This is a genomic window from Floridaenema fluviatile BLCC-F154, from assembly GCF_041929135.1.
Lineage (GTDB): Bacteria > Cyanobacteriota > Cyanobacteriia > Cyanobacteriales > Aerosakkonemataceae > Floridanema > Floridanema fluviatile.
Genome location: NZ_JBHFNS010000080.1, coordinates 1 through 22,493 on the forward strand (window position 1 = coordinate 1; position 22,493 = coordinate 22,493).

A 22,493-nucleotide genomic window follows, 5' to 3' on the forward strand; every position below is an offset into this window, starting at 1 on the left:
CTGCGAAAATGTAGACATCTCCTGTTTGGTAATCGAAACGGAATAGCTGAATATCTTTATAGCCGTTGGATAACCACTGACAGACTCGCAGACAGGTTTGAGCTTGTTCGTTAGTTGGGTTAATTGTTGTTTCCTCAATTGGCGCAACTACGTACCTAAAAAAGTAGGGTAAAACCTATTTTATTCTGCTTTAGACAAAATCAAATTCAACACATTTAACTCATTGGAAGTTAACAAATATTTATCAGTAAACATCTTTTCTCTCATTTCTTCTAAACTGTAACTGCTAAAAACTACAAAGGGAAACTCTTTGTATTTGTAACCAATTGGTAAGGTTTTATCGGTTGGGTAAAGATGATGAATGTAGGTTGCTAAAAGATCCCGAAATCTTTCATCTTCTGCTTCTTCAGGTTCTTCAGCGAAGTATTCACTCATTGCTTCGGCGCTAATAAAGCTAAATAATGGTAAGGCATAATATTGATCGAGGCGTTGACTATTTTGTTGGAAAAACTGCGTTCTGTCGCTGGAGTCGCGCACTTTATCTACTAATTCTATGGCGTTTTTGATTGCCGATCGCAGTCTTCCCGGATAATCTGAACTATGATGAATTGCTAACATTTTATTTACTAGTTCTTCGGTGGCGTGAGTTGCTATTTCCATTAACCGCATTTCATAAGTTTCTTCTAGTTTCTTATCTGCGATAGGAACGACTAATAAGCTACCATTAATTAGTCCTGTTTCTAAGTTGCCAAGTTTGAGTAAACTATCAAATCCATTGTTTACTGAATCAGTGAATTTGCTAGAGAAAACTTCTCGTAATTGTAAATAGGAATAACTCGCAGAATTTTGAGAATCTGAGTTTCGGGGATTTAAGGTAAATTTTGCTCGACTTAGCAGTTGTTCTAAACTGGTATAAACTTCTTTTAAAACTTTGTGATTGGGATATCTATGATATTCATTTTTTAAGTCTTTGATTAGGTTTGCTAGTTGTCCGCTAAATGTTTTACCTGCGGTAGATACGGATTTTCCACCTATGGGAATCATCAGGAATTTTTCTCTACCTATTTGTCCGTAACCTTGAATTCTAGTTAATACACAAGATTTGATAATTAGCAAGATATTTAATAAATTGATGGTGCTTTCTCTCAGGGAAAGTTGTTTGTCGTCGCTGTAGTAAATGGCGCGATCGCTTAAATAAAACATCAATTCTTTTTCTCGATCGTCTAAGGTTTTCTTAATTCCATCTTCGTAATAATCACCCCGTCCTCTGTAAATAACTTGGATGATTTCCATCAAGTTACTTTCGACGCGAAAATGGGGAATTTCTACTAAAATATGCTTCGTTTTGGGAAAGGATAAACCGCGACTGGCGGAGGAAGTCATAAAGATGATTTTGACTTGATTTTTATATTCGTGAATCGCAGTTTTATCATTATCAGAAAGGTTAGCGTGGATCTCTAAATAATCTTGATTTTTGACAAACTCTCCCCGCTGTTGTTTAATTTTTTCGATTAATTCTTGTAATTTTCGTTTATCTTGAATGTATACAATAATTTGTCCTGCGTCGGGACGGTTCCAGAGTGTGTTAATATCTTGAACAATTTGATTTTGAACTCTTTTTTTTAGGTTATCTCTTGTTGCTGCAAAAGTGTCTTCGTTAAAGGGAAGTGATTCGACGAATAGTTTATAAGTAATGGTTAAACTGCTGGCGGGATAGGAGTTAGCGTTGATGGCGACTGCTGGCGATCGCTTAAACTCAAATTCCTGAAATGAAAGTGGTTGAATAGTTTGGGAAGATGCGCGTCTAAAAAATATTTTATCTGGTTCCGGTGAGGTTTCGGATAAATGTTGTTTGATTACGTCGCGATCGACAATTGAAGCATCTGCTACAATAACTTTAGTGTTAAATCCATGTTGGGAATCAGTCAATTTATAACGTTTCAAAATCTTGCTGATTTCATTTAAAAACTCAACGCCGCTATCATCCCCAGTTATTTCATCTATCATAATGAATAAATGCTTAATCCGCGCCGATATTTTTCTCATTTCTGCGGGAATAACTTTGTTTTCTCGCTGAATGTAAGCACTTTTGAAGATGTTGGTAAAATGTTCTAAGGTGTTTTTTCCGTTTTCAGTAATTCTTAGAGATTGAATGCAAGCTGTAGCGACAATATTATGAGAGATTTCGCTTTTAATTGTGGTATTTACTGCTTCGCAAAGACAAGATAAAACTCCTTTGCTGCGGCGATTTGTCGCTATAATTTCGTCTTCATTTTTTCTCTTAAGTGCTTTCTGGCGTGAGGTTTTACGTTCAATTTCTGAACTAGAATCGAAGAAATCAACGCCATTTTCCGTAAAGTCACCTTGGCGTTTTGGAGAATAGTAATTGACGACACAACGCCGAGAATTTTCCTCAATCAGTTGGGAGTTGGTGTTAATGCAAAAGGTTTCGTCATCTAACTTCCCTGTTACTGAGTCTTTAAATTTTTCGATAATATCTAAGTTGACTTGTTTGCGGGGACTAACATAAAAGAAGAGAAAACCTTCGTTGACGTGAGCTTTGAGAAAGTCTACAATTGCTGTAGTTTTGCCAATTCCGGGATTACCAGTTAAAAATAGATAGGTTTTGTCAGAGTCTAGGGAATTTTTAATTAATTTGGCGTGTTCGTCTCGTAATTCTAATGTAGAACTGAAGTTACTAATTGTTTCAGTATGAGGTATAATAGTTGTGCTGTCGGTGGGGATTTCTAAGAGTTGCTTGATAAAGGGTTTCCCGTTATCGAAACTCCGACTTGCATTGAGTTGAATTAGATGTAAAATTTCCTTTCGCGCTTCGGTAATTTCTTGTTCTCTTAGTTCGTTTTGGTAAATCTGAGAACAGGTGTTTAATACTGCTAAATTTTCGGGACGAAGTGACATGGCGCTGATTCCGCGATCGCTATATCCCACCACATTAAACACTACGGATGTGCGATCGTTGAAAATGTCTATTTCCCGGAGAAATCGATAAAAACTTCCAGCATAAGAACCTGCTTGAATTAATTTAGCACTTTCTTTGTCTTGGCGTTTAAAAGCAGTAAAATATCGCCGCAAATCTGGGGGTAAACTCAAACCTAAATCATCGTTGTTTCCGGTATCGATCCGCAGTTTGGCAAAAACACTTTTGGAACGTAAATAAGCAATTTCGCGCTGCAATAAACGCCGCTGATTCTGCATATCTTGATCTTCAAAGTCTAAGAGGTCTTTTGCTGATTTGACGGAAAATATCGATAAGTCTACGGAAAGAATCCGAAATTCTTGGCGATGACGCAATAACATCAAGGTGTCTGCTTTCAAAAATTCACCTTTCTGTTTATATCGACTCCAAAAAAGACGATTCTCTAACAGATCTGGTTTGTAAAACTGCGATAATAAATCGATATATTCTTGTTCTTCACTTTTCGGATAGGTTTTGATGCTGTTAGCATCGCCGAAACTGCATTGATAGTATAAAATTTCGAGGTTTGATTTTTGCCGATCGATCCATCCCGTAGACTTCATGTACTCGCCAAAAAAGTTTAATCCAGAGAGAAAACCTTTCTGTAATAAATACAAACACCACTTTTCAATTCTTTGGATATCTTTTTCGCTGATTGTGCGATCGTCACTAACGATCCGTTTCAGCATTTTGGGAAATTTAAAATGCTGCAAATCCCGCTGATACAAATCACCAAAGTTGTGTTTAATTTTGTGCTGTTCGATATAAGCAAGAATCCCAATATTAAATCCAACTTCAAACAATCGACCCAAATTTTCTGCAATCATTTTGCACTCCTGTTATAACCAGTCTAAATGATCGGTGAAAAAGATTTTGTTTGAACCACGAAGACGCGAAGGACACGAAGAAAGAAGAGAAGAAGAAGCAGTTTTTACAATTCATTTAGACTAGCTATATTCTCTCTCTTTCCTCTGCGTCCTCTGCGTCCTCTGCGTCCTCTGCGGTTCATTATAAACGGGTTTTTCATACATTTAAAACTTTCCTAACTTCAGTTGTAGGGTGCGTCAGACCAGAAATTTTGATCGACAGCATCAGGGTTTGAATGTCTGACGCACCCTACTTTAGGATTATACGTTTAAAACTCTCCTAACTTCGGTCAAAAATGCCAAAGAATTAAAATCAACCTCGCCTCTAATATGGGTAAAAACAGACAAGTTACTAAATGATTCTTCACCCATGATATTTTCATAAGGATCGAGTTTTAAACTAAGATCGCTGGTTTTTTCAAATCGGGAAAAGTGAAACAGTGTCAAATATTGCAGTAAGTCATTTTTCCGGGTGCTATTATCATCAATTAAACCTTGTCTGATGTATTTGTCATCTAAAATTCCGGGATAAATGTTGATTAGGGTAGAGTAGGAAATCACGCCATTGTAAAAGCGTTCTTCCTCATTACCTACACTAATCCCATTAAACAAATTGAAAAAAACGATCGCTTGCTGCGCCGAATCTTCTGCAACATTCAACAGTTGATTTGTATCTTGAATATATAGAGAAGTTGCTTTCATATCTTTGAATTTGCGGACATAGTATTTATCGAAAAATACCGGATAGATTTTGATGTCGTCGCGGTTCCCTTTCAAGTTATTTATGAGTTTGGGTGACATGAAATATAGGCGATCGTCATCTTCAGTTTGAGTAATATTCAAATTACTGGTAAAAGGTGCTTGTGCAACATACAAAAAGTCTCGATACCCTTGCTGATAAAGGTTATTTACTGTGTCGAGTAGAATTGGGGGATCTTCATACAAACGCTGATAACTGTAGTTATCAGAAAAAGTTTTGATGATATGCAAGCGAATAGAGTTATCATTTTTTTGGTGAGTAATGGCGATCGCTTCTCCTACCAAATTAGATATCCTATTTTTGCGGTTTTTGTTCCCTGTTCTCGCATCACTTTCCAAACTGGAAACTACAATAATCGCTAGTTTATCCAAAGTGGGAGTATCTGCACTATTGTTGAAGCGGAACTTTCTCGGTAATACTGAATATAAAGATTTAAGTCCATTTTTTACCTTGAAAGATCTCACATCTCGCACCCGGAAACCTTGAGAACTACAACGGTGTTTTTCGTTCAATAAATGACACAATGTTTTAGAAAGATGCGCCATAAACTTTTCTGAAGGTGCGGGATTTTGACGATCGCCTTCGTGCAATCTTACCATCGGAATAAACAACCGTTTACTTGCAGCATCTAGCAAAATTTTCAGAACAATATACGCTAGCAAAGAGACAGTAAAGCGATAAATAAACCCTTGGGTAGAATCAAAATTTTTCGGGTCTAATCGTCGGTTATTGTAGCGAAACAGTAACAACTTTTTGTATTGTATGAAATACTGTTTATAGGCATTCATGCAGCTTTCAGGAACCCACATTATTGGTAAAGCATTCACACCTGTAATGTCATATTCCATTTGAAACTGTTGGCGTTCTTCTGTAGGAAAATAGCGGATATCTTCAATCGTAATACTTGCAGGTAACTGACAGACAGCATTTTCGCCAACCTGTGCTTCGCCGATCGAAATATATCTCAAACATTCTTTGGGATTCTTTCTCACAACTTCTTTAAAGAAAATGCCATATAAAATTTGATTTTCGTCGCTTTCGAGGACACCTCTTCTCACATTAATTTGAATCGGATAAGTTCGCGTTGGCAAAATTGTTTGATGCTTAATAAAGCTTTTCAAAAAATCTCGGAGTACGTTGATTTTTACTTTGGCATTATATTGAGTAATTCCGGTGATAATAAGTTGCAAAATATTCTGTTTTGCTGCTTCATCAGAACCTCGTAATATAGGCATGACTCTGGCATCAAAGCTGCCGATCGGATCGTATTCTAAATCAGTATAAGGGTTGTAATCTGGTGCTTCGGGATTGCTGCGAGAAGCAAATATAAAAAAGTACAAAAGTGCGAGTTTTAAGATTTTTGTGCCGAAGTTGGGATTTGTTTGAAGTTCCTGTTTATGTTCTTCACTATTGGGATTGAGGAGATTAAGATTGTAGTCAAATACTTCTTTGCCGTCAAGTGCTTGAACTGCATTACCAAACTTCATTTTGAAACCGAAAATAAATTGGCGTTCTCCGGCATTTTTATCGGTACTTTCTCCTAAGTTTCCGGTGACAAGGGGAATGATGGGAAGGGAGTCTAATACTTCCGATCGCGAAAACAAATCTTTATAATTAATCCTCGCGCCTCCATAGTTTACCTCATAATAATCATCCGGTCTTTCTTGGTTAATAAATTCTTCAATTAATCGAAGACGACGAATCAAATCTCGCAGATAAATAAACCCAACATGATCTTGATTATCAATCCGATCGCGGAGATATTCTAAATACCTAATTTTCGCTTCTTTTTTCAGTTTTCCTAGTGTTTCTGTGTCTACAACTCGCTGCAAACGGTTGAAGTCAGAAGTTTCTTCGCCAATTTGATCTTGAATCCTATCTTGTAGTTCTTCTCTATCAGTTTCGCTGTCAAAAGTAACTAAATCGTCGATGTGATTTAGCAATCCTTCTTGCAAATATTCGGGAAAGCGATCGATCTCCCGTACCTTAATCGTTAATTTATGAAATTTTAGCAGAGAACCACTACCAGGACGGTTGCTAGAAAGACAAAGTTTTTGCTTTTGTAAATTAGGAGAAGGTTGGTTAAAACTATAAGTAAAACCCAACTGACCTGCATTTCCCTGGAAAGCTTGCAAAGGGGAAACTAAACTATTCACAAATTCCTCGATCGATTGATTTTCTCTTAAATTAGATGCTAATTTTTGTTGTAAAATATCTCTAATTTCGCGAATTTTCTGCGGAAAAATCCCTTGAAATACCGGAGAAAAATTAATAGTTGCTGCACGAACTCCGTTAGGGGATGCTAGCGGGTTGGCGACTTGCAGAGTTGCGACTTGACTCGCTACTTCGTCAATATCTATTAGTAGGCGATCGCGATTTTCCGACAATTTAAATATATTTTTACTTCCTAATACTTGGGAAATTTTTTGTAATAAATCGCTATAATCTAGCGGAACTAACTCATCATCACCCTGATTTAAAATGTTAACCATTGATTGTATTATTCTATACTTAGTCTTATTTAATCACTAGCGATCGATCCAGTCAATCACTTGAAATCGATGAATTATAAAAGTTTTCTATCAAAAGTAGGAATCAGACAACCGCAAATCACTGTAACTTAAGATAGAGAACTAACAGGTTAATTATGCAGATTACAACTCCAGATTGGGTTAAACACGCAGTTTTTTACCAAATTTTTCCGGATCGGTTCGCTCGCAGCAAACAACCCCGCAAGCGCCTGTTGAAAAACGCCACTTGGGAAGCGTGGGACGATATGCCAACACTCCAAGGTTACAAAGGCGGTGATTTGTGGGGCATCATGGAGCAGTTGGATTATTTACAAGATTTGGGCATTAACGCTGTATATTTTACTCCAATTTTTCAATCTGCCAGTAACCACCGATACCATACTCATGATTATTACCAAGTAGATCCAATGTTGGGGGGAAATCCGGCTTTTCAAGACTTACTAGATGCCGCCCATAAACGGAATATGAAAATTGTTTTGGATGGGGTATTTAATCATTCCAGTCGGGGCTTTTTCTTCTTCCATGATGTGTTAGAAAATGGCCCCCATTCTCCTTGGGTTGATTGGTTTAAAATCGAAGATTGGCCTGTTTCTGCTTACAATGGAGAATACCCGGCTAATTATGCTGGTTGGGCAGGAAATCGGGCGTTACCAGTATTTAATCATGATAATCCCGAAGTGCAAGAATACATCATGGAAATTGCCGAATATTGGATTAAATTTGGCATTGATGGTTGGCGATTAGATGTACCTTTTGAAATAAAAACTCCGGGTTTTTGGCAGGAGTTTCGCGATCGCGTTAAAGCTATTAACCCCGAAGCTTATATTGTCGGTGAAGTGTGGACAGATGCCAGAGAATGGTTAGATGGCACTCAATTTGATGGGGTAATGAATTATTTATTTACCGGGCCAACTATTGCTTTTACGGCTGGCGATCGAGTAGATATTGAACAAGTAGAAGGCCCTTCCTACGACCCTTATCCGCCCTTATTCGCTAAAGAATACGGCGAAAAAATTCAAGCCTTACTAAAACTTTATCCTTGGGAAATTCAACTCACCCAACTAAATTTGTTAGCCAGTCATGACACCGCAAGATTACTTTCCATTGCCCAAGGCGACAAAGCCAGTGTCGAACTCTCAACCATTTTACTATTAACATTTCCTGGCGCACCCAGCATTTATTATGGTGATGAAGTTGGCTTACCAGGGAAATTAGATCCCGACTCTCGGCGCGGTTTTCCAATGGAAGCCCACTGGGATGCTTATGTTCTTAAATATCACCAAAAACTGATTGCTTTACGGCATCAATACCCAGCCCTTCGCACAGGTTCCTATCAAATATTGTACGCTGAAGGCACAAATTATGTATTTGCGCGAGTTTTGGGAAATGAAGAAATTATTGTTGCCATTAATGTGGGAACAACACCAGCAAATATTAGCTTTGAAGTAACTGCTTTGCAATCTCAACCCAGTTACTTATTATATGGTGATGCGAAAATTTCCTGGCAAGAAACAGCAGGAAAAACCAAGCAATTAAGCTTGGATTTATCACCGCGAACTGGTTGCATTTTTGGCCCTGTTGAATAAATTTTGTACTTGTAGAGACGTTTTATGAAACGTCTCTACAACTACTATGCAAGCCCTAATATTGTGGAATGAGTACGGTATCAATAACGTGAATAACACCATTGTCAACTTCTACATCTGACTGAATAATCATTGCATCATCCACCATTAATTTCCCATTTGCATGAAGTTTTAAGTCGGAACCTTCCATTGTATTAGTTCTATCCAACTGCATCACATCTTTGGACATGAATTTGCCTTTGATAATGTGATAACTGAGGATTTTAGTTAGCTGAGGAATGTCATGCAAAAGTTTTTCTACAGTTCCTTGAGGCAATTTAGCAAACGCTTCATCCGTGGGAGCAAAAACAGTAAAGGGGCCGGAATTTTCCAGCGTTTTTGTTAAGCCAGTAGCTTGAACAGCTTGAATTAAAGTATTGAAAGAACCAGCTTTATTAGCTGTGTCTAAAATATTTGCCATTTGTTTTACCTTTGGTTGATTTAATTATTTGTTACACAACTTATGGCAGGCTTACTCAACAGCAACTAATGCTGGCATCAAGACTTTATCAATTACGTGAATCACGCCATTGTCTGCGAGAATATCTTCTTGCAAAACATGGGCATCATTCACTTTTACACCATCTGAAGCATCAATAGCTAATACCGATCCTTCCAAAGTAGGTGCTTCATCTATTTGGTTGAGATCGTCGGATCTCACATCTCCAGAAACAACATGATAGGTGAGAATTCTTTTTAGCTTAGAAGTGTCCTGCATCCAAGAAGCTAAAGTAGTAGCAGGAATTTCAGCAAATGCGTCATCCGTGGGAGCAAAAACGGTCAGGGAACCAGGATTTTTCAGCGTATTTACTAAGCCAGCAGCTTCAGCTAAAGTTAGTAAAGTCTTGAAAGATTCAGCTTTGGTTGCGGTTTCTAGAAGGTCAGCCATTAGTTTTCCTTTGTTGTAAACTTGTTCTGTTTCAATTAATACAAACTGACCAGACCAAAGTGCATCTTTCAAGAGTCGCAGATATTTAATATTTAACTGCTGAAAGTTATCCCTCTTTTTTGCAATTGTTCCATAAAAAACTCTTCTAAAGTGGGACGCGCTAAATTTAAGGTGATAATTTGGGCTTGCATGAGGCGCAAACTGGCGAGAAAATCTTGTAAGTCACCTTTGACATGACCTTGCCAAGCTTCATCTGTGCTACCTATTCCTTCGGATACAAATTCTAAATCTGGGAGCCATTTTTTTAAGATTTCTTGCTTTCCACCTTTGCCTTTAATGTAGTAGGTGTCGGCGGTTCCTAAAAGTTCATCCAAAGAGCCGATGCAAATTATTTCACCTTGCGCTAATATGGCGATGCGATCGCAAATTTTCTCCACATCCGACAAAACATGACTATTAAAAAAGATGGTTTTTCCTGCTGCTTTTAAAGATGAGATAATCTCCCGAATTTGGTAACGTCCCATTGGATCTAAACCGGACATTGGCTCATCTAAAAATACCAATTCCGGGTCATTAATTAATGCTTGTGCCATGCCAATTCTTTGTAGCATTCCTTTAGAATATTGCCGCAGTTGCTTTTTTTTCGCTGCTGACTGGGCAAGCCCAACCATTTCTAATAGTTGGGGAATGCGTACTCGCTGAATTTCCGCGGGAATTTGGAAAAGTCCAGCGATCATTTGCAAAAATTCCCAACCTGTTAAAAAATCATAATAATAGGCATTTTCGGGTAGATAGCCAATGCGTTGTTTGACTGTGCGATCGCCCAAAGGTTTTCCTAATATTAATCCCCGACCAGAAGTAGGACGAGCAATACCTAGTAAAGTTTTTAAAAGTGTAGTCTTTCCTGCGCCATTCTGCCCTAATAAACCAAAAGTTTCCCCTTCATAAACCGTCAGTGTACAACTTTTCAAGGATTCAATTTTTTGATTCAGCCAAAAGCCTGTGCGGTAAATTTTTCCTAATTCGTAGGTTTGCACCACTGGCTGACGTGCAATTGTCATTGCTCCTTCTAGAGAATCTGTAGCTGAATTCATATTAGTTTAGCTATCAACAACCACTAAGATGGATTATTACCTATATTAATTAAATAATAGCAGTCAACAGCGAGGAAACTCATGGATCGAGGTAAAATTGTGGCAATTATTACGGGGATAATTTCTTTAATTCTAGCGATCGGCTATTTACTCTTAGTGCAACTGCTAGATTTTCGCGGCGAAATGATACCTGCACCCGTATCAATGTTTAACTGGGGAATTTGGTAGAAAATTGTAGGTAATGGATTGTTGATGATTGTGCGATCGATCCATTACCCAACCAATTTTTCCAATTTTACCAATGATGAACATGAGTCGCTTTCAAACTATGAAATGAGACTAACAACTGCGTCAAAGCTAAAGGATAACTTTGCAAAACCTCATCAGTTGTGCCAGTAATTTTCCCCAATTCTACATTTCCTCCTAAACTACAATGAGGAAACAAATCAGGCATTTCATGACACAAAACTTTTTCTAATTTACTCACTTGTTCCGCCGTTGCATGACTATCAATTTCCAACACATCAACTGGTTTACCCATATCTCGATCTAACCCTAAACGTACAGGCGGTTCAGTGTCGCCATCACTCTGTTGAATAATTCTAGTAAAATCTGGATGAGGAATTGTCGGTCTGAGTACTAAACGCACATTTAAACGGGAATTATCCTCTTCAATTTCTTCATTTGGCGGGTAAAAAGTTACAACTAAATCTGCCCATTTCCGTTGAGGACGGATAAAATTTTCTGAATCAGGTTCGCGTTTTTCTAATTCTGCTAAAACTTGTTCTGGCGAGTAACCCCGCTTCATTGTATCCCGTTTAATCTTCCACTTAGCCCGTAAAGTTTCCGGCGGCGCTAAGTAAACTTTAACATCAAAACAATCACGACAACCACGAGTAGAATAACCTAACAATCCTTCGACAATTACAAATTTATTTGGTTTAATATATTTTGGTGCTTCAAAAGTTCCGGTTGTATGGCTGTAAACTGGTTTCAAGATCGGTTGACCTGTTCGCAACAGCGATAAATGCTGCTGCATAATATCTAAATAATTGCAGTCTGGATGTAGGGCTGTAATTCCTAATGTTGCACGTTGGACGCGATCGTATTTGTGATAATCGTCAGTACAGATAATTGTCACATTCTCTTCTCCCAAAACCTGGGCAATTCCTCTAGTTAAAGTCGTTTTTCCGGCGGCGCTATCACCAACAATGCCAAGGATAATAGGACGATTGCTCATAGTTCTTGATATATTAAAACTTCTGAATTAGGTTTAATTTTAGGAGGTAATGGAGATCGAATCAATGGCTAATCAATTTATTTACAATTCTTCTCAACTTAGTTATGCCATTTTGGGAACAGGTGCGCTGGGTGGATATTACGGCGCTTGTTTGCAAAAATCTGGTTTAGATGTTCACTTTTTGCTACACAGCGATTACGAATATGTCAGTAAGCATGGTTTAGTAGTTGAATCAAAAAATGGTGATTTCACTTTACCCCAAGTTCAAGCTTACTCTGAAACTAGCAAAATGCCTCCTTGCGATGTAGTAATTGTGGCGTTAAAAACTACCCAAAATCATTTATTGCCGCAAATGTTACCCAATTTAGTGAAAGAAAATGGGGTGGTTTTAGTATTACAAAATGGTCTTGGGGTAGAAGATGAAGTTGCTAAAATTGTTGGCTCAAACAGAGTAATGGGTGGGTTATGTTTTCTCTGTTCTAATAAAGTAGGTGCAGGACATATTCGCCACTTAGATTATGGAGAAATTAAAATGGGGGAATATGCTGCTAATTATCAAACTGCTGGAATTACTAAGAGAATGCAGCAAATTGCTAATGATTTTGAAAGTGCAGGAATTAAGATGCAATTAGCAGAAGATTTGCTATTAGCACGTTGGCAAAAATTAGTTTGGAATATTCCTTACAATGGGCTTTCTGTAGTTTTAGATGCCAGAACTGATGAGTTAATGGGTAATTCTCATACTCGGAGTTTAGTTGAAGAATTAATGTGGGAAGTGGTAGCGGGGGCGAAAAGTTGCGATCGCACAATCCCCCAAAATTTCGTAGAAACCATGCTACAATACACCGACAAAATGAAACCTTACCGCACCAGCATGAAAATTGACTACGATGAAAAACGCCCTTTAGAAGTAGAAAAGATGTTCGGTAATCCCTTAAAATTTTCCCAAGCAAGAGGCGCAAATTTACCCAAAATTACCATGCTTTACCAACAATTAAAGTTTTTAGATAGCCGAAATAGCAGTTAACAACATGGTAAATTCATCGCAGCTAATCTAAAATAGTTATATCACTCTCCCACGAGCCTTAGTTATGATCCAAATTACAGATAAGCGAGTACGCTGGACTATCGCTGACTTGGAACTATTTCCAGATAATGGCAATCGCTATGAAATAATTGATGGGGAGTTGTTTGTGACAAAAGCACCAAATTGGAAATTTGGGCTAGCAACGAAAGATTAGCTGCTTTATTAGATGAAGCCGGACATTTAACCGCCGCCCCAGAATTAATCATCGAAGTACTTTCCCCAGGTACAGAAAATCAACGACGCGACAGAGAATTGAAACTAAAACTCTACTCAACAAGAGGAGTTCAAGAATATTGGATTGCTGATTGGCAAAAGCAAGAAATCCAAATTTATCGTCGGGAACAAACTACCTTAGAATTAGTTGCCACTTTGTTTGTTAATGATGAATTAAATTCCCCACTTTTACCAGGCTTTACTTGTTCCGTATCCCGAATATTTGCTTAATTAATTAATCTGGGAATTTAACCACCATTTAATTAAAAGCAAAACTCCTAAATGTAGCGGATACAAAGGATAAAACCATTTATAAAACGGTTTACTCCTTCCCCCTTTTTCGCCATTATATAAAGCTATAATTCCTACAGAAGCTATACCAAACAACTCGACATAACTCCATTGATTTAGATAGATAAACAATAACCGATAGCCGATAAAAAAGAACCACCATTTGGCACTTTGTAAATTGATAATTGACATCAAATAAATGAGAATTATTGCAGACATTCTCCCCTCAACCCGCAATAATTCAGCAATTATCATAAAAGCAATAACAATTAAAAACTTGAACAACTTTGATTCAACTAACTTAGTGCAGCGAATAGTTATTACTCCCAAAGCTAGAGTAAATAATATATTAAGTTCGCTGGAAACAGAGAAAATTAAATAGGAGAATTTGGCATAAATAGGTTGAGTAATAACGCCCCATATTAATAGCCTAAAAACATACTTTTTAATATCAGATGTATACTTTTCTCCTTGTGCTGCTAACCATGTAAACAACGGAAAACTCAGCCTTCCTAAGATAACTAAAATAGTTACTTGTGGGAAAAACAACCTTCCCACATGATCGATAATCATTAGAGAAAAAGCTATTAGCTTAATATCAAAAGCCGTGAGTTTTTGCAAATTTGACTTACTAACACTGTCAGACATATATAGCAAATCCTATTTTTGTTTTAAGTAGACTGTAGAGACGTTGTATACAACGTCTCTATAATTTTCGGAATAAAACTAACAGCTTACATTAATTACCAATCTTCTCGCTTTGGTGATGATTTAGTCCAATCATCTACATATTCGTAAGGTGGAATTTGGGTTTCTTCTACTTCTTCCTCTTCCTCTTCTGCTGCTGCTTCTTGATATTCTATTTCTGTTTCTGGTGGGGGATTTTGGGTTAAAGGTTGGACGACTTTGGCGATCGCATCTTGAACAAAAGCTTTGACAAATTCATCTTTTTTATTCAACTCAAATTGCCGTTGCACAACCTCTGTAATTCCGCCATCACCCCAATCTTGATTCTGCCGAAAATACTCAATAAAACTTTTTCCAGCAATGCGGGTTAAATAAGCAGCACTTACGCCTTGAATTGCTTTACCAACTAAATAAGTAGCAATATTTAATTGTAATGCTCTAGAAACTAATTCGATCGCACCTTTAACTATACCCAAACTAGCAAGAGTTTTACCTAAAGAAAGCGCCAACTCTCTCCCCCGTTCCATATTCAAATCACAGCCATAAATCTTACCAATTTCTACTACCATTTGGGCATTTACCGCTACCGTTGCCAATAAATCTACCACTGGCAAAGGTGTGACTGCAATTACTCCCGCACCTATCCATTGAAAACGTTCTACAACTTTATCAGCTTGACGGTGACGTTGAGCATCAATTATTTTTCTAGCTTCTTCTCCCAAACGTTGCGATTGTAATAAAATATTATCTGCCATTAAATCATCGCCTTCAGCCCGCAAAATATTTGCCAAACGGCGAATTAATGGCATAATATCAGGTTCAGGTTGAATAATTTCCCCAGTTTCTAACTTTACGCTTCGAGGATTTGCTGACACAGTAACAATGTCAGAAGTAGAAATAAAAGTTCTGACTCTTTCGCGAAGTCGCGCCAAAATCTTTTCTCTATCTTCGTCGGTGTAAAGGTCGATTTTATTCAAGACTAAAATATTGCGTTTTCCAATTTCTGCTAAAGCTTTTAAAGGAACAAATTCTGATTGCAGCAGATCATTTTCGACTACAAATAATAATAAATCTGCCTCAGTTGCTAATTGACGGGCTAATTGTTCTCGTTCTGTTCCCGCAACTCCCGCTTCTAAAATTCCTGGGGTATCAGTAATTAAAATTTCCCGTTCTAAACCTTTTAATTTTAATTCGTAAGTTTCGCCAACTTCTGTGGTTCCCATTGGCGCATTAACTGTGCCTACCATTCTGCCCATTAAAGCATTTATTAAAGAAGTTTTGCCCGATGAACCTGTACCAAATACAACAACTTGGAGGTTTCTTTTGGATAAATTAGTTTCAATTTCTCGCGAACGACTTAGTAAAGCTTGTCGGGAAACTTCGTCTTGAATTTGTTTGACTTGTTTTTTGACTGCGCGGAGATTTTCTGCTGCTGCATCCGTCTTTGCTTCGGGAAGTTTAATTTTTGGTTTGCGGCGCTTTGGCTGATTTTGCGATCGCCAAAACATCACCCCATAATAAATAAAAGCCGTAATCAGCAACGCCAGCAGCAATATTAGCAGCAAAACTACCATATTAGCCAACAAAGGTGGCGCAGACCAAGCAATATTAATATAAAGCTGATAAATGGAATTAACTAGCCAAATCATCAGCCCCAAGACTACAGTAAGGGCAGCTACTAAAGCGAGAAGTTTAGGTAGTGGCATGACAGAAACGGGTATTTGCTTCTAAACACTAGCCTACACCGACAAAGTTTATCTGTGTCTGGTAAATTTTCTGCAAAGGACTTAAGGCTTAATTTATACTTTGGCTACTGATGAACTGCGATCGCATTTCGATTTATTTCTATCAATGAGTGTTGCTGAAATAATTGGGCTAACTGTGGTAAATTTTTGACAAATAATTCCACAAGTTCATTATTGGTGATGTTTCCTGTAGTAAGCTGTTACGCATTTAAATCACTTATTAACGAGTAGGGTGCGTCAGACGGTAAAGCCTATGTAGAAAGGAAAATATCTAAATCTGACGCACCCTACAATATGACTTAGTAATTCTAGAATAAATTCCACTGGGTAGCGAAGCCCTCGAATACAGGGTTTGCCGTGACAAATATTTGCATCTAGTGTGATTCTCTCTAAAAGGATGTTTTCCATAATAAAATTAATTAGTAACGTCAGGTTGTCAGGAAGTTTGGTTAGTATTTCCTGAGAGTATTCGGGTTTTAATTATTACTCAAAATCAGACATTAGCGTTTAAATCTGGTGATGTAGTTAGTACTCAAATTATCCTGTTAGGATTTAGTGTTGCGATCGATGAATTGTTGAGTTAAAAACAAAATAACAGAATTTTGTACTACTGAATTTCCCAAAACTTCTCAATTAATAAAGCTTCTACATCTTGAGGAAAAGGAAAATTTTTCCCGATCTATAAAACGAGCACGGAGGGATTTGAACCCCCGACACCCAGGACCGGAACCTGGTGCTCTATCCACTGAGCTACGTGCCCACACAACAAAAACGATTATAGCACTTTCCTAGCTTATAAATTCAACAATTGCATCAAGAATCGTGGAGCAGGCAAAATGATTAACAAAAGTAGTGCCAGGGAAAGTAAACCGAACAAATCTCGCCTGTTATCTAATTCTGTCACATCATTGAGTGCTGGTTCATCATAGGCAGGCATCAAAAACAGGAACAACGCCCATAACAGAAAATCTCTAGGTATCAGCGTTACCTGGAAAAGGATTGGCATTAAAGAAACGAACAGCAATAACAACCTAGCAAGTTGACCAATAGCAGCAGCTTTTCTTTGTCCAAACATCGCATGGACAATGTGACCACCGTCGAGTTGTCCCACTGGCATTAAATTTAAAGCAGTGACAATTAAACCAATATAACCAGCTACGGCTACTGGGTGAAGATCGATCGCAGTTTGGGCGGTGAGTTCGCTACCAAGAGTTAGTTTACTTAAAGTAGCTAGCAAAATTGAAAAATTGGGAATTAGGGCATCAAATTGTAATATTCCTGTCCTTTCTGGCAGTGGCACAACACTAGAATGAGCCAAACCCCAAATTAACAAAGGTAAAGTGACAATGAAACCTGCTAAAGGCCCTGCTATTCCCACATCGAATAAAGCTTTGCGGTTGGGTACAGGACTTCGCATTTGAATAAATGCGCCAAAAGTTCCCAGGAAAAAAGGGATGGGGATAAAATACGGCAGAGTGGCGCGGATTTTGTAGCGTTTCGCCATTAAGTAATGACCCATTTCGTGAATACCCAAAATAGCCATTAATGCTAAAGAATATGGCAATCCTTTGAGTAATAAACTGGGGTCAGATTGCAGGGCTTTCAGGGTAACGCCTGCAATTTCTGTACCAATAACTGTGGTGGTAAATAGGGTAATGAATAATAATGCTAAAGCTAAACCGGGGCGATGCAAATGAGCGTTGAGACGTTTAGCATCGGGGTGAGTTTGGGGGTTAGGAACTAAGGCAAAGAAGGGGTGTTCGTTGAAACTATCTTGAAAGACGACTAAGAAGCGATCGCCAAACTTAGCTTCAATATTACTGCGAATCGTCCGATATGCCTCTTCTGATGTAGTTCGCAAATGTCCCCGACAAATTACCGCCTGTGGGTGGTACTCTAAGTCTTGCAGGTAGTAAACTGACCAAGGGAAACAATCCCGCAGTTGAGCTTCCTCTTCTTTATTGATGGGGCGTACTTTTGCCGCTTCGGTATCAGCTGACTTAGCTGTTGCTGGTGTTTTGGAGTTATTTCCGGTCTCATTTGCTTTCCCTTGAGGTTGTATTCGTCCCTTTTGAATCAGGTAACTATACAAAATTAAGGAAGCAAAGAATACGCCAAGTAAGATAAATCCTGGCATTGGTCGATTTCTGCCATAAGCTAAAATCCAACCAGTCCAAATAAACGGTGGTGCCATCATCACCAACCACAATAACCAAACTGGCGTTGTGGTGATGCCAGCGACGCTACGCTTCACGATAAAGTAAGTAGCTATTCCCAGTAATACGAGCAAGATGAGAATCATATTATGTCCAAACTAGCAAGGGCTGTCTTGGACACTATTTTTGCCTTTCCACCCAATCGAGATACGTTGGGAGCAACAGCCTACCTTATTGTAGAAAACCAAACCCACATTTTGGTCGATTGTCCGGCTTGGGATCAAGAAAATCAACAATTTTTGCAGGATCGAGGTGGTGTTTCTTGGTTAATCATCACTCATCGTGGTGGTATTGGCAAGGCGAAGGAGATTCAAGCAGCTTTCGGTTGTCAGATTTTAATTCAGGAACAAGAAGCTTATCTTTTGCCTGATTTAGAGGTAACGACTTTTCAGCAGGAGTTTAATCTTACTCCTCAGACTCAGGTAATTTGGACACCGGGACATTCTCCGGGTTCTTCCTGTGTTTATTCTCAAACTCAAGGAGGTGTATTATTTTCTGGTCGTCATCTTGTCCCTAATCAGCAAGGTTTACCTGTTCCTTTAAGAACTTCTAAGACTTTTCATTGGTGGCGACAACTGCGGAGTGTGGCTTTGTTGCGCGATCGCTTCAACCCAAATACGCTAAACTACCTTTGCCCAGGTGCTAACACAGGCTTTCTGTACGGTAAACGAGTCATTGCACAAGCTTACCAACATCTAGCAGCCCTAGATTTAGAAGCTTTGCGACTGGTAACGGGCGATTGGTGATTGCCCACTAGGGACTAGGGAGGTGGGGACGTAGGGAGATGAGGACAGGAAAATTTATTCTTTTTCCTGCCCCCCTGCCCCTCTGCCCCCCTGCCCCCCTGCCCCTGCTTTACCAGTCCTCTTCTTCTAGTTCTTCGGCTAAATCACCAATACCCAGTTGATTTTTAGAAGTTTGTAGTTGTTTCCAAAGGGAACTAATTTGGTCGTAGGCTTCTTCCGGTGTTAGCTTACCATTGGTTTGCAAAGCACAGATATAAGTGACTCGTTGGGCGAATTCTTGCAAATTCGCGTTAAATGCCAAGTTCTCTGGCTTAAATTCTCCGTGGTAGCGACCTCTAGGATAAAGATAGTCTTGTGAGTCTGTCATTGTTAAATTTTGTTTAGCCGCTGCTTTTAGGCGAGGCTTAATCTATTCTTAATTTAAACTTAATCTTAGACCTCAGCAAATCATGATTACTAGCCAAACAAGGCTAGGTGAAGGATGCAGACCCTCAACTGTTTGCTATTATCAGCATTTGCTATCAAATCAAAAATTTAACATTAGTGGCTAATTAAAAGTAAGTTTAGACGATCGCATTCAGAAAAAAAATCCCGAAAAATTGCGAACGTCTATTGGGAAGCTAATCAGAATTGAGAATTTGTAAAATTGGCTGCGCTATCCAGTTCACACCAACTCGCAATTGATGATCTAAATTGGGCATCCGATACAAATAAATCAGGCGACGCAAAGCGTAAGCTAACTGACCATTTAATTGCACGCCCATACTAGAGATTGTGGCATCTTCTGTTCCCAAAATCAGCATTTCACCTGTATTCTGATAATGGAAAGATAGTAAGGGTCGATCGGTCAAAGCCGCCCAAATATTCCAAGCCACAAAATCAGATTGTTGGAAAGCTACTTGTGCTGAAGCCGGAATTTGTCGATCCTCAGCATCTCGACAATCTGCTAAATCTCCTAACACAAAAATCTCTGGACGATCGACTATTTGCAGTGTCGGGGTGGCGATTAACTGAGTACGTTGGTTTTGTTTAAGCGGCAATATTTTAACTACACTCGATCCCCGCATTCCCACTGTCCAGATTACTAGTTCGGCAGGAATTGTATCAATTTGTCCTTTATAAAGTAAGGAAATACTATCAGGTGTAATTGAGTCAACTGTAGTTTCTAAATCAATCCAAATATCCTTAGATTCTAATACTTTGCGGGCGGTTTCTCGGTTAAATTCTGGTGAGGTTTGCAAAATTCGATCGCCTTGTTCAATAAGTCGAAAACGTCCTCTATCTCCTAAGCGATCGGCTAATTTACAAGCTAATTCCACACCACAATAACCTGCACCAACGATCGCTACCCGAATTTTATCTAAATCTGAAGCTTCTAAAATTCGCAATCTTTCTTCTAAACGATAAACATCTGTCAGGGAACGGAAGGGAAAAGCATAAGCCGAAGCTCCTGGTACTATATCTGTAGGAGATTCCCCACCTAAAGCCAAAACTAGCTTGTTGTAAGGTATTTCTGCGCCATCCTGCAACTGCACTCGCTGTTGTTCTATATCAATTCCTGAAACAACTGCTTGACAAAAACGAATATTTGTGTTTCTAAGGATTTCACTAAAATTCGGTGCTATTTCCCAAGCTTGTAATTCTCCAGTGAGAAGTTCGTAGAGTAGGGGAGTGAAGACGAAGCGATCGCTGCGATCGACCAGAACAATTTCCGGTTTTTCCTCTTTTTCCCAAGGTAACGAATCCAAACGTAGCGCAGTGTAGAGACCACCAAAGCCTCCACCTAATATACAAATACGGGCAGGTTGTTTGCTCATGGTTGAAGTCTTAGCAGAGGGACTCTTTTCAGGATAGCAAGTGGGCAGGGGGGCAGGGGGGCAGGGGGGCAGGGGGGCAGGGGAGCAGGGGAGCAGAGGAGAAAGTTTTGAATTATTAAATTTCCCCCAGTCCCCAGTCCCCAGTCCCCAGTCCCCAGTCCCTAGTTCCTAATCCCCGATTGTAGTTGAGTTTGTAATTGTGGTTCTGGTTGAATTATGATGCCGGGGCGATCGCTTACCGTTAATTTTGGTGTGGTGGCGTTATCGGGCCATAATAACCAGCGGCTAGCAGCGGGTAAAGAATTAAGACTTAAAGAATTGGCAGTTAACCAAACAATTGGTTGATCTGGTGGAGGGGTGTCGCCGGGAGTTTCGCCAAAGTTAACTGATGCTAGGGCTTCTAAAACGACGCGATGACCTTGGAGTAAACCAGCGTTCGCCGTCCAAAGTTTAGCAGTTAGTTGGGTGCGAGTGGCGTAAAAATATAAAGAAGCAGCGGCAATTACTGCTTGTTCAAAGTTTTCGGTATTCCAAAGACTGGCACTATCTAAACAAATAATTACTTCTTGACCGCCTGTAAATACTTCTAATTCGCGGACGCGCAACTCGCCGTAGCGGGCACTAGTGCGCCAGTGAACTAAGCGGAAGGGATCTCCCCAACGGTAGGGGCGAAGCGATCGGGTTAAGTCCTGGTTAGCAAGTTGGGAACGGCGATCGCGACTAAAATATTGGGGACTATCTTCTTGCCCAATTTCATCGATCAAAGGGCAGGTAGTCAAAGGTAACACCGTAGGATAAACTATGGCAGTAGCCGGAAGTTGACGCTCTCGACGACACCAAAATAAACCTAAAGGTGTAGCGGTGCGTAATTGGGTAGTATGCCAGCGGTAAACGCCACGTTGTTTAGTTGGTTGGTAATAAACCCAACGGTGAGTTTGCTGGGGCAAAATTGTTTCAATTACACCAGAGACAGGTCGATCGAGAACGAAAGGAATTAAATCGCGAATTTGCAGTAAAGTTTTTGGTTGAGAACTCTGATTGTGTAATTCTATTTCGATAGTTAGTTCTTCACCTGCACTAATTGGTTGAATGGGGAGACGTTGGAGATGAATGCGATGAAGCGATCGCACAGGCAAAGTCGCTGCCATTGCCAACAAAGCCAAACTAATGCCACTAATCACATATAGCCATCCCGCCATAGTATTAATAGCTGCTGCTAAAAAACAGAGGGAAAAAGCCCCTAAAACCCAACCACTGTAAGCAGGGACAACCCAACGACTTTCCACCCAATCAGCAAGACGATGCGCTATTCTCAATTAGATTACCTTTAATCAAGGAAACTTAAATTCAAAGAATGATTAGTAAACTTGGTAATTACCGCGATCGAAAATCTACAATAGCAAATTGACGATAAATTTTCAATATTTGCTGTACCAGTTAGTACGGGCGGATTTAGCTATTATCTTTGTATCGTAACCAACAAATTATCGAGAAAACCCGCCAACACATTTTTCGATTTCTCTATAGATTTTCGTTAACCTTATTTAGAATCAGGAACATAAAATGAACAGTTCAAACAGATCTGGAATTACTCAGATGGACAATGCCGGAGAATTCATCGCCGAAATAGCAGAAAATCAGATAGCTGGGATTAATTCACCGACTCAGTTACAAGAAGGAACTATTTCCCCAGAACTCCCACTCCATGA

General features: G+C 39.1%; 17 protein-coding genes, 1 tRNA gene and 3 pseudogenes. 6 read left to right on the forward strand and 15 right to left on the reverse strand.

Annotated elements, in window-relative coordinates; translation table 11 throughout:
* From ACE1B6_RS22085 to ACE1B6_RS22095, 3 genes are all read right to left on the reverse strand, one after another.
* A partial coding sequence (locus tag ACE1B6_RS22085; protein ID WP_413259482.1) for a DUF6888 family protein occupies positions 1-139 on the reverse strand: 139 nt, incomplete at its 3' end.
* Positions 140-180: 41 nt separating this feature from the next.
* The gene (locus ACE1B6_RS22090) at positions 181-3,804 is read right to left on the reverse strand and encodes a helicase-related protein (RefSeq protein ID WP_413259432.1); all 3,624 of its coding nucleotides are present in this window, start codon (positions 3,802-3,804) and stop codon (positions 181-183) included.
* A gap of 300 nt (positions 3,805-4,104) precedes the next feature.
* The gene (locus ACE1B6_RS22095) at positions 4,105-7,095 is read right to left on the reverse strand and encodes a hypothetical protein (protein ID WP_413259433.1); all 2,991 of its coding nucleotides are present in this window, start codon (positions 7,093-7,095) and stop codon (positions 4,105-4,107) included.
* Positions 7,096-7,250: 155 nt separating this feature from the next.
* Here ACE1B6_RS22095 and ACE1B6_RS22100 point away from each other — a divergent pair, with 155 nt between their 5' ends.
* Complete coding sequence (locus ACE1B6_RS22100; RefSeq protein ID WP_413259434.1) at positions 7,251-8,720, forward strand: glycoside hydrolase family 13 protein; 1,470 nt, start codon at positions 7,251-7,253, stop codon at positions 8,718-8,720.
* A 55-nt stretch (positions 8,721-8,775) separates the two neighbouring features.
* Here the strand turns inward: ACE1B6_RS22100 and ACE1B6_RS22105 are convergent, their stop codons facing one another.
* The 3 genes from ACE1B6_RS22105 to ACE1B6_RS22115 all read right to left on the reverse strand — a co-directional run bounded on the left by ACE1B6_RS22105 (position 8,776) and on the right by ACE1B6_RS22115 (position 10,742).
* The gene (locus ACE1B6_RS22105) at positions 8,776-9,180 is read right to left on the reverse strand and encodes a fasciclin domain-containing protein (protein ID WP_413259435.1); all 405 of its coding nucleotides are present in this window, start codon (positions 9,178-9,180) and stop codon (positions 8,776-8,778) included.
* 51 nt (positions 9,181-9,231) lie between these two features.
* Complete coding sequence (locus ACE1B6_RS22110; protein WP_413259436.1) at positions 9,232-9,648, reverse strand: fasciclin domain-containing protein; 417 nt, start codon at positions 9,646-9,648, stop codon at positions 9,232-9,234.
* A 92-nt stretch (positions 9,649-9,740) separates the two neighbouring features.
* Entirely contained in the window at positions 9,741-10,742 is a 1,002-nt protein-coding gene (locus tag ACE1B6_RS22115) for an ABC transporter ATP-binding protein (protein ID WP_413259437.1), read from the reverse strand.
* 81 nt (positions 10,743-10,823) lie between these two features.
* Here ACE1B6_RS22115 and ACE1B6_RS22120 point away from each other — a divergent pair, with 81 nt between their 5' ends.
* A complete protein-coding gene (locus ACE1B6_RS22120) occupies positions 10,824-10,970 on the forward strand; it encodes a hypothetical protein (RefSeq protein ID WP_413259438.1) in 147 nt (48 codons plus the stop codon).
* 67 nt (positions 10,971-11,037) lie between these two features.
* On the opposite strand, the gene ACE1B6_RS22125 is transcribed toward ACE1B6_RS22120, so the two are convergent.
* Positions 11,038-11,982 (reverse strand): phosphoribulokinase, encoded by a 945-nt coding sequence (locus ACE1B6_RS22125; RefSeq protein WP_413259439.1) that lies wholly within the window; start codon positions 11,980-11,982, stop codon positions 11,038-11,040.
* Between the two features lie 64 nt (positions 11,983-12,046).
* Between ACE1B6_RS22125 and ACE1B6_RS22130 the strand changes: the two genes are divergently transcribed.
* The gene (locus ACE1B6_RS22130; protein WP_413259440.1) at positions 12,047-13,009 is read left to right on the forward strand and encodes a putative 2-dehydropantoate 2-reductase; all 963 of its coding nucleotides are present in this window, start codon (positions 12,047-12,049) and stop codon (positions 13,007-13,009) included.
* A gap of 64 nt (positions 13,010-13,073) precedes the next feature.
* Positions 13,074-13,513 (forward strand): annotated as a pseudogene (locus ACE1B6_RS22135) (Uma2 family endonuclease).
* Here the strand turns inward: ACE1B6_RS22135 and ACE1B6_RS22140 are convergent.
* The 3 genes and pseudogenes from ACE1B6_RS22140 to ACE1B6_RS30160 all read right to left on the reverse strand — a co-directional run.
* Positions 13,514-14,221 carry a TraX family protein gene (locus ACE1B6_RS22140; RefSeq protein WP_413259441.1) on the reverse strand — a complete coding sequence of 236 codons (708 nt, stop codon included), beginning with the start codon at positions 14,219-14,221 and terminating at the stop codon, positions 13,514-13,516.
* Between the two features lie 95 nt (positions 14,222-14,316).
* Positions 14,317-15,966 carry a YcjF family protein gene (locus ACE1B6_RS22145; RefSeq protein WP_413259442.1) on the reverse strand — a complete coding sequence of 550 codons (1,650 nt, stop codon included), beginning with the start codon at positions 15,964-15,966 and terminating at the stop codon, positions 14,317-14,319.
* Between the two features lie 336 nt (positions 15,967-16,302).
* Positions 16,303-16,413, reverse strand: a pseudogene (locus ACE1B6_RS30160) (DUF433 domain-containing protein); the annotation flags it as partial.
* A 20-nt stretch (positions 16,414-16,433) separates the two neighbouring features.
* Here ACE1B6_RS30160 and ACE1B6_RS30165 point away from each other — a divergent pair.
* Positions 16,434-16,589: pseudogene (locus ACE1B6_RS30165) on the forward strand (Uma2 family endonuclease); the annotation flags it as partial.
* Between the two features lie 103 nt (positions 16,590-16,692).
* On the opposite strand, the gene ACE1B6_RS22155 reads toward ACE1B6_RS30165, so the two are convergent.
* Both ACE1B6_RS22155 and ACE1B6_RS22160 read right to left on the reverse strand, forming a co-directional pair.
* Positions 16,693-16,765 (reverse strand) — tRNA-Arg (locus tag ACE1B6_RS22155).
* A gap of 33 nt (positions 16,766-16,798) precedes the next feature.
* Entirely contained in the window at positions 16,799-18,307 is a 1,509-nt protein-coding gene (locus ACE1B6_RS22160; RefSeq protein WP_413259444.1) for a site-2 protease family protein, read from the reverse strand.
* Between the two features lie 3 nt (positions 18,308-18,310).
* On the opposite strand from ACE1B6_RS22160, the gene ACE1B6_RS22165 reads away from it, so the two are divergent.
* Positions 18,311-18,967 carry an MBL fold metallo-hydrolase gene (locus ACE1B6_RS22165; RefSeq protein ID WP_413259445.1) on the forward strand — a complete coding sequence of 219 codons (657 nt, stop codon included), beginning with the start codon at positions 18,311-18,313 and terminating at the stop codon, positions 18,965-18,967.
* Positions 18,968-19,076: 109 nt separating this feature from the next.
* Here the strand turns inward: ACE1B6_RS22165 and ACE1B6_RS22170 are convergent, their stop codons facing one another.
* The 3 genes from ACE1B6_RS22170 to ACE1B6_RS22180 form a co-directional block, all read right to left on the reverse strand.
* The gene (locus ACE1B6_RS22170) at positions 19,077-19,334 is read right to left on the reverse strand and encodes a DUF7219 family protein (protein ID WP_413259446.1); all 258 of its coding nucleotides are present in this window, start codon (positions 19,332-19,334) and stop codon (positions 19,077-19,079) included.
* Positions 19,335-19,587: 253 nt separating this feature from the next.
* Positions 19,588-20,784 (reverse strand): NAD(P)/FAD-dependent oxidoreductase, encoded by a 1,197-nt coding sequence (locus ACE1B6_RS22175; RefSeq protein ID WP_413259447.1) that lies wholly within the window; start codon positions 20,782-20,784, stop codon positions 19,588-19,590.
* 161 nt (positions 20,785-20,945) lie between these two features.
* Positions 20,946-22,100: a DUF58 domain-containing protein gene (locus ACE1B6_RS22180; RefSeq protein WP_413259448.1), complete on the reverse strand. Its 1,155-nt coding sequence runs from the start codon at positions 22,098-22,100 to the stop codon at positions 20,946-20,948.
* Positions 22,101-22,493: the final 393 nt, after the last annotated feature.

Bases quoted from the DNA above. Each gene is read 5' to 3' on its own strand.
- ACE1B6_RS22115 (WP_413259437.1), bottom strand. From the start codon at position 10,742: ATGAATTCAGCTACAGATTCTCTAGAAGGAGCAATGACAATTGCACGT.
- ACE1B6_RS22160 (WP_413259444.1), bottom strand. From the start codon at position 18,307: ATGATTCTCATCTTGCTCGTATTACTGGGAATAGCTACTTACTTTATC.
- ACE1B6_RS22120 (WP_413259438.1), top strand. From the start codon at position 10,824: ATGGATCGAGGTAAAATTGTGGCAATTATTACGGGGATAATTTCTTTA.
- ACE1B6_RS22110 (WP_413259436.1), bottom strand. From the start codon at position 9,648: ATGGCTGACCTTCTAGAAACCGCAACCAAAGCTGAATCTTTCAAGACT.
- ACE1B6_RS22165 (WP_413259445.1), top strand. From the start codon at position 18,311: ATGTCCAAACTAGCAAGGGCTGTCTTGGACACTATTTTTGCCTTTCCA.
- ACE1B6_RS22105 (WP_413259435.1), bottom strand. From the start codon at position 9,180: ATGGCAAATATTTTAGACACAGCTAATAAAGCTGGTTCTTTCAATACT.
- ACE1B6_RS22130 (WP_413259440.1), top strand. From the start codon at position 12,047: ATGGCTAATCAATTTATTTACAATTCTTCTCAACTTAGTTATGCCATT.
- ACE1B6_RS22100 (WP_413259434.1), top strand. From the start codon at position 7,251: ATGCAGATTACAACTCCAGATTGGGTTAAACACGCAGTTTTTTACCAA.
- ACE1B6_RS22125 (WP_413259439.1), bottom strand. From the start codon at position 11,982: ATGAGCAATCGTCCTATTATCCTTGGCATTGTTGGTGATAGCGCCGCC.
- ACE1B6_RS22175 (WP_413259447.1), bottom strand. From the start codon at position 20,784: ATGAGCAAACAACCTGCCCGTATTTGTATATTAGGTGGAGGCTTTGGT.
- ACE1B6_RS22170 (WP_413259446.1), bottom strand. From the start codon at position 19,334: ATGACAGACTCACAAGACTATCTTTATCCTAGAGGTCGCTACCACGGA.
- ACE1B6_RS22145 (WP_413259442.1), bottom strand. From the start codon at position 15,966: ATGCCACTACCTAAACTTCTCGCTTTAGTAGCTGCCCTTACTGTAGTC.
- ACE1B6_RS22095 (WP_413259433.1), bottom strand. From the start codon at position 7,095: ATGGTTAACATTTTAAATCAGGGTGATGATGAGTTAGTTCCGCTAGAT.
- ACE1B6_RS22140 (WP_413259441.1), bottom strand. From the start codon at position 14,221: ATGTCTGACAGTGTTAGTAAGTCAAATTTGCAAAAACTCACGGCTTTT.
- ACE1B6_RS22090 (WP_413259432.1), bottom strand. From the start codon at position 3,804: ATGATTGCAGAAAATTTGGGTCGATTGTTTGAAGTTGGATTTAATATT.